The following is a 12,050-nucleotide window of genomic DNA, read 5'->3' as shown; positions in this document are numbered from 1 at the left end:
TCGACCCGCCACCAGACAAACCCAGAAACCAAATCCAGATGGCCTTCCAATGGCCGCAAATTTAAACCGGACAGTAGTGGGACAGGCCCGAGCATGACGGATTCGCGGGTTTGAGGACTATCTATAGGCACCAGCGTCGAGGCGTGTGCCCGGAGGCTTCACAAATCAAAACGCCGCTTTCCGAAACGCCGTCGTTTCTTCGCTATTGTCTTCGAGCGCGGCAACCTCATCAACGGCGTTTTCCTGCGTGGGCGGTGGGGGCGGAACCTCGGCGCTGGCGGCGGCGGAGATTTCCACCTCACGCACCCATTCGCGCCAGATCGCGACCAGGAGCGCCATCAGCACCGGGCCGATGAAGAGGCCGAGGAAGCCCATGGTCTTGACGCCGCCGACGAGGCCGAAAAAGGTGGGCAGGAAGGGCAGCTTGATCGGCCCGCCGACGAGTTTCGGACGGATGGTCTTGTCGACGATGAAGAGTTCCACCGAACCCCAGACAAACAGCGCCAGCCCGTGGGCGGGCGAGCCGCTGGCGACCAGATAGATCGATACCAGCGTAAAGGAGAGCGGCGCACCGCCTGGAATGAGCGCCATGACGCCGGTGAGCACACCGAGCGTGACGGGTGAGGGCACACCGGCGATCCAGTAGGCGATGCCGAGGATGATGCCTTCGCCGATGGCGATCAGCGTCATGCCTGTGACCGTGGAGCTGATGGTGGCGGGCACGACGCGGGAAATGCGTTCCCACCGCGTCGGCAGGATGCGTTCGCCGACCAGATCGACCTGCCGGGTGAAGCCCGCGCCGTTGCGGTAGACGAAGAACAGCGCGATCAGCATGAACAGCAGGGTCAGCACAAGGTGGAACGCGCCGTTGCCGGCGGCGAGGATCGCCCGGTAGATATTGCCGATATTGGCACCGCTGACGAGCTGGATGAGTTCGCCGATGGCGCCCGGCGTGCCGATATATTTCACCCATTGTTCGCCGAGCCAGGGGCCGACGGCGGGCAGCGCCGCGATCCAGTCCGGCACGGGGGCGCCCGTCTTGTTGACATGCACCGCCCAGCCGAACCATTCGCGGATTTCGCTTGCCGTATAGGAGGCGGCGATGAAGATCGGCACCACGAGGAAGGCGAGGATGAGGATGATGGCGATGGTAGCGCCGAGCGTGGTGTTGCCGCCCACCTGCCGCAGAAGCCGGGTATAAACCGGCCAGCTGGCAAAACCGATGACGAGGGCGGCGAGAACGGGGACGAGAAAGCCGTGGAAGAAATAAATGCCGGCAAGGGCGACGAGAACGAGAAGCCAGCGCGCAGCCGAGATGGGCGGGATCAGGGCGATCCGCGTCGGGCTGGCGGGACCAAGCCATCTCGGTTCGCCACTGGGCTTACGGCTGTCAATGTTACTCACGGCAGGCTCTTTCTCGCATTCTCCCCGAAGGGTGCATTCACTCTGTCACACCGATACATATAAGTGCAATATAATCGGATCACATTACCGTTGTGTGTTTATTGCTGAACCTATTGAACGATTTTGGTAAAAATAGAACATCGGTCTTGGCGCGCGCATTGAAATATGACAATTGAACTCCGTTTTTCTTGCGGCGTAAGGTTGCCGCGCCCGATCTCCAGGTCATGCCATGCTCCGCCGTTTCTTCGCTTATTATCGCCCCTATCGCGGTCTGTTCATTCTCGATTTTTCCTGCGCGGTGTTGTCGGGCGTGCTCGAACTCGGTTTTCCGATGGCGGTGAAGGCCTTTGTGGATGTGCTGCTGCCGGGCGGTGAATGGGCCATCATCCTTGCCGCCTCCGTGGGGCTGCTGCTTATCTATGTGCTGAATACCGGGCTGATGGCGACCGTCACCTATTGGGGACACATGCTCGGCATCAATATCGAGACCGACATGCGGCGTCTGGCCTTCGACCATCTGCAAAAGCTCTCCTTCCGGTATTTCGACAACCAGAAGACCGGCCATCTGGTCGGGCGGCTGACCAAGGATCTGGAAGAGATCGGCGAGGTGGCCCACCACGGCCCCGAAGACCTGTTCATCGCCATCATGACCTTCATCGGCGCGTTCCTTTTGATGCTGTCGGTCAATGTGCCGCTGGCGCTCATCACCGCTGCCGTCGTGCCCGTCACCGCCTGGGTGACCAGCCGTTATGGCGGCCGCATGACGCAGAATTTTCGCGCGCTTTACGGACGGGTCGGGGATTTCAACGCCCGTATCGAGGAAAATGTCGGCGGGATGCGGGTCGTGCAGGCCTTCGCCAATGAGGATCACGAGCGGGCGCTGTTCGAGAAGGACAATCAGAAATACCGTCGCACCAAGCTCGATGCCTACAAGATCATGGCGGCCAGCACCTCGCTCAGCTATATGAGCATGCGCCTGACGCAGATGATCGTGATGATCTGCGGTGCCTGGTTCGTGCTGAATGGCGACCTGACAGAAGGTGGCTTCGTCGGCTTCCTGCTGCTGGTGGGCGTGTTTTTCCGGCCGGTGGAAAAGATCAATTCGGTCATCGAGACCTATCCGAAGGGCATTGCCGGTTTCCGCCGCTTCACCGAGCTTCTGGACACCGCACCCGATATCGTCGATGCGCCGGATGCGGTGGAAGCGCCGCTGCTGCGCGGTAATATTGAATATCACCATGTCGGTTTCGGTTATGCCGAGGGCAAGACGGTTCTTACCAATATCGACCTGAAGATCAGCGCAGGCGAGACGGTGGCCTTTGTCGGTCCTTCGGGCGCGGGCAAGACAACGCTCTGCTCGCTTTTGCCGCGTTTTTACGATGTCACCAGCGGCGCGATCACCATCGACGGCATCGATATCCGAAACATGACGCTTGCTTCGCTGCGCAACCAGATCGGCATCGTGCAGCAGGATGTCTTCCTGTTCGGTGGCACGATCCGCGAAAATATAGAATATGGCCGGCTTGGCGCTTCGGACGCGGACATCATGGATGCGGCGCGGCGGGCCCGTCTCGATGGCGTCATCGAAGCCATGCCGCTCGGGCTCGACACCGTCATTGGCGAGCGCGGCGTCAAGCTTTCCGGCGGCCAGAAACAGCGTCTTGCCATTGCCCGCATGTTCCTCAAGAACCCGCCGATCCTTATTCTCGATGAGGCGACCTCCGCGCTCGACACGGAAACCGAACGCGCCATCCAGCAATCGCTGACGGAGCTTGCCAAAGGCCGCACCACGCTCGTCATCGCCCACCGGCTGGCGACGATCCGCGACGCCTCGCGCATTGTGGTGGTGGACCAGACCGGCATTGCCGAAACCGGCGCCCATGCCGAGTTGCTGGCCGCCAAGGGCCATTACAGCCGGTTGCACGAGGCGCAGTTCAGCGGGCACCTTGCGGGCCTGAGCTGATGAGCGGCGCGTTGGCGCCGCAATCTATCCGCCGTTCTCGGCTGCCTGTTCCTCCACGATGCCGGGGTTGGGCTCCGGCTTGCCGGGATGGCTGGTGACGAGATAACCCATGGCGACCGCGGCGGCGACGATGAACAGCAGCACGATGCCGCTGATCGTCATCAGCCAGTCGCGCGGCTTTCTGTGCGCCATGATATATTTCGGCCATCGGCTCGGATGGTTCACCAGGCTGAATTTGTGGCCCTGTCGCATGAACTTTCCCGCAATAGGTTGCTTCCTGAAAGATCAACGCAGGCGAGTGTGCGGCCGTTCCGAAATCGACGGGGCAGGGCGATGACAAGGCCGTGAGGCCCTCGAGATGACAGCGTCTCCGCATTCGCCGCCGCCCTTTTTCCCCTGACCTCCATCATTCCTGCTTTGGACGGAATCCAGCCGGCGCACGGCGGGAAGGAGAGGAGGGCCAGCCATAAGAGCATTATGGTGTGCCGGTTCGCGCCCGAACCGGGCACGCGCCTGCGGCATCGTGCGCCGATATCCGGCTGCAAAACTCCCCTTGTCAGTCGCCGCCGCTTATGCGAATGATTTGCAATTGCACCAATTCAATCTCCCATTTGAAAGCGCAGAAAATGGACAAGCCAGTCTTTGGATGGCGACGGAACGGCGACGATCTCTCGTTGTCCGACGTTCACAGCTCGATCCGGGTCAAACCGAATGCCGGCACGTTTCGCCGGGCGATGGCCTTTTTCGGCCCCGGCTATCTCGTTGCGGTCGGTTACATGGATCCCGGAAACTGGGCGACGTCGCTCGCCGGCGGCTCCAGATTCGGCTACACGCTGCTCACCGTCGCGCTGGTTTCCAACATCATGGCGATCGTGCTGCAATCGCTCTGCGCCCGTCTTGCGATCGCCTCCGGCCGCGATCTCGCCCAGGCTTGTCGCGATGCCTATCCGAAGCCGGTGGCGATGGTGCTGTGGCTGCTGGCCGAAATCGCCATCATTGCCACCGATATCGCCGAGGTGATCGGCACGGCCATCGGCCTCAACCTCATTTTCGGCATTCCGCTGGAACTCGGCGTCCTCATCACCGCGCTCGATGTATTCCTGATCCTTTATCTGCAAAAGCTCGGCTTCCGCTGGGTAGAGGCGCTGGTCATCACGCTGCTTGGCGTCATCGCCGTGTGTTTCGCCATTCAGGTGGCGCTCGCCGACCCTGACTGGGGGCAGGTGATCCTCGGTTTCGCGCCGACGACGGAGATCGTCACCAATCCGGACATGCTTTATCTGGCGCTCGGCATTCTCGGCGCCACCGTCATGCCGCATAATCTCTATCTGCATTCGGGCATCGTGCAGACCCGCGAAATCGGCGAGACGATTGCCGAAAAACGCGAGGCGCTGAAATTCGCGACGCTCGATTCCACCATCGCGCTGATGTTCGCGCTCACCATCAACGCCTCGATCCTCATTCTGGCGGCGGCGACCTTCAACAAGGCGGGGCAGACGACCGTTGCCGAACTTGGCGAAGCCCATAATCTGCTGGCACCGCTGCTCGGCCTTGCCATCGCGCCGACGCTGTTCGGCGTGGCGCTTTTATGCTGCGGCATCAATTCCACCGTCACGGCAACGCTTGCCGGGCAGATCGTGATGGAAGGTTTCCTCAAGATGCGGCTCGCCCCCTGGCTACGCCGCCTCATCACCCGCGCCATCGCCATCGTCCCCGCCGCCGGCGTCACCATCTTCTATGGCGATAGCGGCACGGCGGAACTGCTGATCCTGACGCAGGTGGTCTTAAGCCTGCAACTCTCCTTCGCCGTCTTCCCGCTCGTGATGTTCACCGCCGATAAGGCCAAGATGGGCGAGCTGCGCTCGCCGCTCTGGCTCTCGGCCTTTGCGTGGCTGATCGCGGTGGTGATTGCGGGGCTGAATGTGAAGCTGCTGGTGGATTTTATGGGGTGAGATGGGTCAGGCCGCGCCTTTACGAAGGGCGGCGGCCGTTCCCTCCGGATCGACGGCGATAACCTTTAGATAAGCGCGGGCCGGTTGATCCGGCTCGCTGCGACCCTGTTCCCAATCGCGCAGGGTGCCGAGCGGAATATGATAACGCACGGAAAACTCTTCCTGCGTCAGCTTCAGAGCCCGGCGGATGATCTTGATGCGCGGCATTCTGGGAGCTGCGGCGAGCTGTTCGGCGGAGAGCGGTAGATTATCAGGGTCGGCCAGCGCATTGGCCTCTGCTTCCTCGTCGCTCATGGTGTGAAGACGGACCCAGTCGGTTTGATCGGTTTTACCAGCCATTGTCGTCATATTCCTTGCGCTCTGCGCGTGTCGCCTTTCGTGCGGAGATGATGCGGATCACTTCGCTTCGTTCGGTATAGATCACGGTCAGAACCAATCCGTTGCCCAAACCCACTATACGTCGTCGGACTTCACCGTAGTTCGCTGAACGATCCTCGATATCCACGGCAAACGGATCGTCAAAAACCCTGCGGGCGGTTTCAAAACTGACGACATGTTTGGCGAGATTGGCTGACGCCTTATGCGCATTCCATTCGAAATATAACATTCTGAACTACGGGCTTCCAGTAGTTGCAATAAATAAAACATCAAAACAATAAGGGCTCTTTCATATCTGAAAGAGCCCTCAAGACTAATTATTTTTTGGTGCCTAAGCTAACGCTTAGCTGCAACCGCTCGTAGCCCCACAAGTATCGCACTTCTCGCAAGTGCCGTTCCGCACCATCGTGAAGTTCTGGCATTCCGAGCACATGTTGCCCGTATACCCTTGAGCAATCGAGCGCATGCGGCGTTCGTTTTCAACCTTCTTGGCTTCCGTCTTGGCCGAAGCGGCGTCCGCGGCGGCCTTGTCGGAGAAGAGGGCGGTTGCCGTCTGCTGGGCTTCCTGGACGACGTCGTCGATCACTTCCTCGGCGATTTCTTCGGCCAGTTCCCTGGCGCGCTCTTCATAGTCCCGCTTGAAGGAGACGATTTCGGAGGTTGCGATGGAGACGGTCGGTTCCAGCTTGCGGGCGGCGGAGCCGGCGAAGGAGGTGACGTTGGCCGAAGCGCGGGCAGGTGCTGCCGTTGCCGAACCCTTGGGCTCGGAAGAAGACCGTTCGCCGCCATTGCTGGAAACCAGCGTCGGCTTGTAACCGCGGGTCCAGCCGGTGGAAACGAGGTTGGTCTTGCCTTCCTGGATACCCTTGCCGAGCGCCGTGTTGGAGAAATCCGACGTATCGACATGGGCGAGATCGTGGCGGCCGAGATAGGAGACGGCGAGTTCACGGAACACATAGTCGAGGATCGACGTGGCGTTCTTGATCGCGTCGTTGCCCTGCACCATGCCGGCCGGTTCGAACTTGGTGAAGGTGAAGGCCTCCACATATTCTTCCAGCGGCACGCCATATTGCAGGCCAAGCGAAATGGCGATGGCGAAGTTGTTCATCATCGCGCGGAAGGCCGCACCTTCCTTGTGCATGTCGATGAAGATTTCGCCGATGCGGCCATCGCCGAATTCACCGGTGCGCAGATAGACCTTGTGACCGCCAACGGTCGCCTTCTGGGTGTAACCCTGACGGCGGTTCGGCAGCTTTTCACGCTCACGCGAGACACGCTCGATGACGCGTTCGACGATCTTTTCGGTGATCGTCACGGCCTGCTGTGCGGCCGGCTGCTGGATCAGCTCTTCGATCAGGTCTTCTTCGTCCTCGTCTTCCACCAGCGACGCATTGAGCGGCTGGGAAAGCTTGGAACCATCGCGGTAAAGGGCGTTTGCCTTCAGCGCCAGCTTCCAGGACAGCATGTAGGCTGCGCCGCAATCTTCCACCGTCGCATCGTTCGGCATGTTGATCGTCTTGGAGATCGCACCGGAGATGAAGGGCTGTGCCGCCGCCATCATGCGGATATGCGATTCGACCGAGAGGTATCGCTTGCCGATCTTGCCGCAGGGGTTGGCGCAATCGAAGACCGGCAGATGCTCGGCCTTCAGGAACGGTGCGCCTTCCAGCGTCATCGCGCCGCAGACGTGAACGTTTGCCGCTTCGATGTCCTTTTTGCCGAAGCCGAGGTGCTCGAGCAGGTTGAAGCTCATGTCGGAGAGCTGCTCGTCGGAAACCTTCAGGGTTTCCTTGAGGAAGTCGGCGCCGAGCGTCCACTGGTTGAAGACGAACTTGATGTCGAAGGCGCTCTTCAGCGCGCCGTTGACGGCTTCTATCTTTTCATCGGTGAAGCCCTTGGCCTTCAGCGTGGAGGGGTTGATGCCGGGAGCCTGGTTGAGATTGCCATGGCCGACGGCATAGGCTTCGATCTCGGCGATCTGGCTTTCGGAATACCCAAGCGAACGCAGCGCATCCGGAACGGCGCGGTTGATGATCTTGAAGTAACCGCCGCCGGCGAGCTTCTTGAACTTCACCAGCGCGAAGTCGGGCTCGATGCCGGTCGTGTCGCAATCCATCACAAGGCCGATCGTGCCGGTCGGCGCGATAACCGTCGTCTGGGCGTTGCGGTAGCCGTGCTGTTCGCCGAGCGTCAACGCCTTGTCCCAGGCGGCGACGGCATGGGCGATCAGGTCCTGATCCGGGCAGTCACCATGGATGAGTGCGACCGGGTTGACCGACAGGCCTTCATAACCTTCCGACTGGCCAAGGGCGGCGCGACGGTGGTTGCGGATGACGCGCAGCATGTTGTCGCGGTTCGGCGCAAAGCCCGGGAAGGGGCCAAGCTCGCCGGCCATTTCGGCCGAGGTGGCGTAGGACACGCCGGTCATGATGGCGGTGAGGGCACCGGCAATGGCGCGGCCTTCGGCGCTGTCATAGGGAATGCCCGAGGACATCAAGAGGCCGCCGATATTGGCGTAACCGAGGCCAAGCGTGCGGTACTCATAGGAGAGTTCGGCGATCTGGCGCGAGGGGAACTGCGCCATCATGACGGACACTTCGAGAACGACGGTCCACAGGCGAACGGCGTGTTCGTAATCGGCGATATCGATTCGCTTCGTCGCCTGATCCTTGAACTGCAGAAGGTTCAGCGAGGCGAGGTTGCAGGCCGTGTCGTCGAGGAACATATATTCCGAGCACGGGTTGGAGGCGCGGATCGGGCCGGCGGCTGGCGAAGTGTGCCAGTCGTTCATGGTGGTGTTGAAGTGCAGACCCGGATCGGCAGACGCCCAGGCGGCGTGGGAAATCTTTTCCCAGAGGTCGCGGGCCTTCAGCGTCTTCATGACCTTGCCGTCCTTGCGGGCGGTGAGGTTCCAGTCACCGTCATTTTCGACAGCGCGCAGGAAGTCGTCCTTCAGCGAGACGGAGTTGTTGGAGTTCTGGCCGGATACCGTGAGGTAGGCTTCCGAATCCCAATCCGTATCGTAGGTCTTGAACTGGATGTCCTTGTAACCCTGTTCGGCGAACTGGATGACGCGCTTGACGTAGTTTTCCGGCACCATGTCCTTCTTGGCAGCGCGGATTTCGCGCTTCAGGGCCGGGTTCTTGGCCGGGTCGAAGCAATCGCCATTGTCAGCCTCGCAATTGACGCAGGCCTTCATGATTGCCTTCAGGTGCTTGGCGACGATCTTGGAGCCGGTGACGAGCGCGGCAACCTTCTGCTCCTCGTTCACCTTCCAGTCGATATAGGCTTCGATATCGGGGTGATCGGCATCGACAACGACCATCTTCGCCGCACGACGGGTCGTGCCGCCCGACTTGATGGCGCCGGCTGCGCGGTCGCCGATCTTGAGGAAGCTCATCAGGCCGGAGGAGCGGCCACCGCCGGAAAGCTTTTCGCCTTCGCCGCGCAGATAGGAGAAGTTGGAGCCGGTGCCGGAACCGTATTTGAACAGGCGCGCTTCACGCACCCACAGGTCCATGATGCCGCCTTCATTGACGAGGTCGTCCTCAACGGACTGGATGAAGCAGGCATGCGGCTGCGGATGTTCGTAAGCCGACTTGGACTTGGTCAGCTTAGCCGTGAAGGGATCGACATAGAAGTGGCCCTGGCCGGGGCCATCGATGCCATAGGCCCAGTGCAGGCCGGTGTTGAACCATTGCGGGGAATTCGGCGCAACGCGCTGGGTGGCGAGCATATAGGCAAGCTCATCGCGGAAGGCCAGCGCATCTTCTTCGGACGAGAAATATTTGCCCTTCCAGCCCCAATAGGCCCAGGTGCTGGCCAGACGGTCGAAAACCTGACGCGCATCGGTCTCGGAGCCGAAACGTTCGGCTTCCGGCACATCCTTCAGCGCCTTTTCATCGGGCACGGAGCGCCACAGGAAGGAAGGAACGTCGTTTTCCTCAACCTTCTTCAGGAACTTCGGCACGCCGGCCTTGCGGAAATATTTCTGCGCCAGAACGTCGGTCGCAACCTGGCTGAACTGCGCGGGAACGTCGATGTCAGCCAGACGGAACACGATGGATCCATCCGGGTTCTTGATTTCACTGACGGCCTTGCGGAAGTCGATTTCCGCGTAAGGCGATTGGCCGGGCTTCGTGAAGCGGCGTTCAATGCGCATGGTTTCTGTCCTCGTCCATTGGGCGCCCGGTGAAGGGCGCAAAAATCCGGTCCAGCCGTGCGATGCCTTCGCGCAGCCGGTTGTTGCCGATTTGAAAGGGATGTTCATCCTTGGATGTCATCCCTGTATCTCGTGGCTTATTCGGCTGCAAGCATGTCATGGAATACTAAATATAGTATCAACAGCTTCCTGCCGCCAGTCCCCGCGTCATGTTTTTGGCGGTTCCGAAAAGGCGCGCAAAAGCCCGCGGCGAACCGCCCCCTCATGGCCGGAAGCCGCTTTGGACATGCGCGCTGAAGATGGAGAGGAACCGGCCTCGTTACTTTCCGGTCCGTTGCCGCCGCAACATAATTGTCACTTTCCTCTCGCGGCACAGATTCGTCAAGCCATAGATTGAAACCCATTTTTAACTACAAGATATTGTGTGGAGTGCCTGTGGAAAACGGGGATAGGAAAAGCTCTTAGAAAAATCAGTGACTTGGCGGCAAAGTTTGAAGCTTGCGCGAGGCTGGTTTCCGCAACGGAAAGGCAAAACCCCGCATTTCCGGGGTGAGGCATAAAGGCGACACTGCGGTTTTTCCGTGTTTTTTAGCTGTCGCCATAAAGGCGTTTCCCGACAAAAAAACCGCCCCGATGGGGCGGTTTCAAAGCGTCATTTTCCCCTGCGGGGCTGGTCAGCCGCGCGATCCCTTGGCGATCGGCTCCTGATAGGTGAAGCCCATGTCCCAAGGGAAATAAATCCAGGTGTCCTGGCTGACTTCGGTAACGAAGGTATCGATGGTCGGCACGCCCTTCGGCTTGGCGTAAACACAGGCGAAATGCGCCTTGGGCAGCATTTCGCGCACTTCGAGCGCCGTCTTGCCGGTATCGGTCAGGTCGTCCAGCACCAGCACGCCTTCGCCGCCATCCGCCGAAAGTTCCGGGGCGACACCCTTCAGCAGAACCGTTTCGCCCTGATTGACGTAATCATGGCGGGTGGCGATGCAGACCGTGTCGATCAGGCGGATATTCAGTTCGCGGGAAATGATCGCCGCCGGCACGAGGCCGCCGCGGGTGATACAGACGATCGCGCGGAACTCCCGCTCAAGGCCGGCAAGACGCCAGGCAAGTGCACGGGCATCGCGGTGAAACTGGTCCCAGGAGACGGGAAAGGCTTTATCGGGAAGGGACATGTCGTCTACCATCTGGTCAAAATTGTCGATGGCTTTGGCTAATAGCCGCAAGACCGGCAAAAAGGCAAGCTTTCCGCACGGTCTTGTAGCTCAATCCACTTCCACCGGTTTTAACGCGACAGCAGCGTCAGCGCCGTCATGGAATCGAGCAGGGTGCGGGTGACACCGCCAAACAGCAGTTCCCACCAGCGGGAATGGCCGTAAGCGCCCATGACAAGAAGGTCGATGCTGTTATCGGACAGCCGGTTTTCGATGGCCGCCTGCGGCGAGACACCGGCGATCTTTTCCTGCGAGGTCACGGTGACGTTGACGCCGTGGCGGGCAAGCGTGGCGGCCAGTTCCGCGCCGGCGAGCCCGGAAGACTGCGTTTCGCTCTCGGCCTGATCGACGGAGAATATCTCGACGCTATCGGCTGCCTTGAGGAAGGGCAGGGCGTCGAAGGTGGCGCGGGTCGCCTCGCGCGAGCCGTTCCAGGCGATCAGGACGCGCTTGATCGGTTTCGCAACTGTCAGCACATGCGGCACGAGGAGAACGGGGCGACCGCTTTCATAGAGGAAACCGTCAATATCCGAGCGGCTGTCGGAAAGTGCGGAGGAGCTGCTCTGGCGCGCGACGACGAGATCGGCGCAACGGGCGCTGTCGATTGCCGATGCGGAGGCGTAACCCACCGATGTGACGAAGCTGCGCCATTCATGCGAGATGCCGTTGGCGGCCAGCGTACGCTCGAAGATGGTTCCGACGTCGGTGGTCTCCTTATGTGCCACATCCTGCAGCGCCTGCACGGTGGCGGGGTCGGGAATTTCCATCGGCGCGACGAGGGGAACGGCGGCCAGCGTTTCCATATGCAGGCCGATCACATGCGAGGAAAACTGATCGGCAAGGCTTACCACGAATTCGCCGAGCTTTTGCGTGTTCGAAACATTGTCGACCACTGTCAATATCGTCTTGTAACCCATTTCTCTCTCCTCGGTGACATGTCGTTTTCAGATCGTTCTGGCTTTTCTTCGAATCGCCAGAAC

General features: G+C 60.2%; 10 protein-coding genes. 2 read left to right on the top strand and 8 right to left on the bottom strand.

Annotated features, from left to right (window positions below; genetic code table 11):
- Positions 1–165: 165 nt before the first annotated feature.
- Positions 166–1,404 (bottom strand): AI-2E family transporter, encoded by a 1,239-nt coding sequence (locus BTE54_RS16065; protein WP_065656017.1) that lies wholly within the window; start codon positions 1,402–1,404, stop codon positions 166–168.
- 229 nt (positions 1,405–1,633) lie between these two features.
- Between BTE54_RS16065 and BTE54_RS16060 the strand changes: the two genes are divergently transcribed.
- Entirely contained in the window at positions 1,634–3,367 is a 1,734-nt protein-coding gene (locus BTE54_RS16060; RefSeq protein WP_078053096.1) for an ABC transporter ATP-binding protein, read from the top strand.
- Between the two features lie 24 nt (positions 3,368–3,391).
- Here the strand turns inward: BTE54_RS16060 and BTE54_RS16055 are convergent, their stop codons facing one another.
- Positions 3,392–3,619: a hypothetical protein gene (locus tag BTE54_RS16055; RefSeq protein ID WP_003523379.1), complete on the bottom strand. Its 228-nt coding sequence runs from the start codon at positions 3,617–3,619 to the stop codon at positions 3,392–3,394.
- Between the two features lie 374 nt (positions 3,620–3,993).
- On the opposite strand from BTE54_RS16055, the gene BTE54_RS16050 reads away from it, so the two are divergent.
- On the top strand, positions 3,994–5,319 hold the full coding sequence (locus BTE54_RS16050; protein WP_198939163.1) for an Nramp family divalent metal transporter: 1,326 nt from the start codon (positions 3,994–3,996) through the stop codon (positions 5,317–5,319).
- 6 nt (positions 5,320–5,325) lie between these two features.
- Here BTE54_RS16050 and BTE54_RS16045 read toward each other — a convergent pair whose 3' ends face one another.
- From BTE54_RS16045 to BTE54_RS16015, 6 genes are all read right to left on the bottom strand, one after another.
- On the bottom strand, positions 5,326–5,658 hold the full coding sequence (locus BTE54_RS16045; RefSeq protein WP_198939162.1) for a helix-turn-helix domain-containing protein: 333 nt from the start codon (positions 5,656–5,658) through the stop codon (positions 5,326–5,328).
- The gene (locus tag BTE54_RS16040; protein WP_078053094.1) at positions 5,648–5,926 is read right to left on the bottom strand and encodes a BrnT family toxin; all 279 of its coding nucleotides are present in this window, start codon (positions 5,924–5,926) and stop codon (positions 5,648–5,650) included. Before BTE54_RS16040 ends, BTE54_RS16045 begins: the two co-directional genes overlap by 11 nt.
- Positions 5,927–6,040: 114 nt before the next feature.
- Positions 6,041–9,859, bottom strand: a complete 3,819-nt coding sequence (locus BTE54_RS16035) for a vitamin B12-dependent ribonucleotide reductase (protein ID WP_078053093.1) — start codon at positions 9,857–9,859, stop codon at positions 6,041–6,043.
- Complete coding sequence (locus BTE54_RS25440) at positions 9,849–9,980, bottom strand: hypothetical protein (RefSeq protein ID WP_256364474.1); 132 nt, start codon at positions 9,978–9,980, stop codon at positions 9,849–9,851. Before BTE54_RS25440 ends, BTE54_RS16035 begins: the two co-directional genes overlap by 11 nt.
- 553 nt (positions 9,981–10,533) lie before the next feature.
- Entirely contained in the window at positions 10,534–11,031 is a 498-nt protein-coding gene (gene gpt / locus BTE54_RS16020) for a xanthine phosphoribosyltransferase (RefSeq protein ID WP_003523375.1), read from the bottom strand.
- Between the two features lie 110 nt (positions 11,032–11,141).
- A complete protein-coding gene (locus BTE54_RS16015) occupies positions 11,142–11,987 on the bottom strand; it encodes a universal stress protein (protein ID WP_078053090.1) in 846 nt (281 codons plus the stop codon).
- Positions 11,988–12,050 lie beyond the last annotated feature (63 nt).

Source organism: Agrobacterium sp. YIC 4121, assembly GCF_002008205.1.
Lineage (GTDB): Bacteria > Pseudomonadota > Alphaproteobacteria > Rhizobiales > Rhizobiaceae > Agrobacterium > Agrobacterium leguminum.
The sequence above is the reverse complement of the archived record's forward strand: the minus strand, read 5'-3'. Positions and strand labels throughout refer to the sequence as shown.

Coding starts and splice junctions, on each gene's coding strand:
- BTE54_RS16015 (WP_078053090.1), bottom strand. CDS start 11,987: ATGGGTTACAAGACGATATTGACAGTGGTCGACAATGTTTCGAACACG.
- BTE54_RS25440 (WP_256364474.1), bottom strand. CDS start 9,980: ATGACATCCAAGGATGAACATCCCTTTCAAATCGGCAACAACCGGCTG.
- BTE54_RS16050 (WP_198939163.1), top strand. CDS start 3,994: ATGGACAAGCCAGTCTTTGGATGGCGACGGAACGGCGACGATCTCTCG.
- BTE54_RS16040 (WP_078053094.1), bottom strand. CDS start 5,926: ATGTTATATTTCGAATGGAATGCGCATAAGGCGTCAGCCAATCTCGCC.
- BTE54_RS16045 (WP_198939162.1), bottom strand. CDS start 5,658: ATGGCTGGTAAAACCGATCAAACCGACTGGGTCCGTCTTCACACCATG.
- BTE54_RS16035 (WP_078053093.1), bottom strand. CDS start 9,859: ATGCGCATTGAACGCCGCTTCACGAAGCCCGGCCAATCGCCTTACGCG.
- BTE54_RS16060 (WP_078053096.1), top strand. CDS start 1,634: ATGCTCCGCCGTTTCTTCGCTTATTATCGCCCCTATCGCGGTCTGTTC.
- gpt (WP_003523375.1), bottom strand. CDS start 11,031: ATGTCCCTTCCCGATAAAGCCTTTCCCGTCTCCTGGGACCAGTTTCAC.
- BTE54_RS16055 (WP_003523379.1), bottom strand. CDS start 3,619: ATGCGACAGGGCCACAAATTCAGCCTGGTGAACCATCCGAGCCGATGG.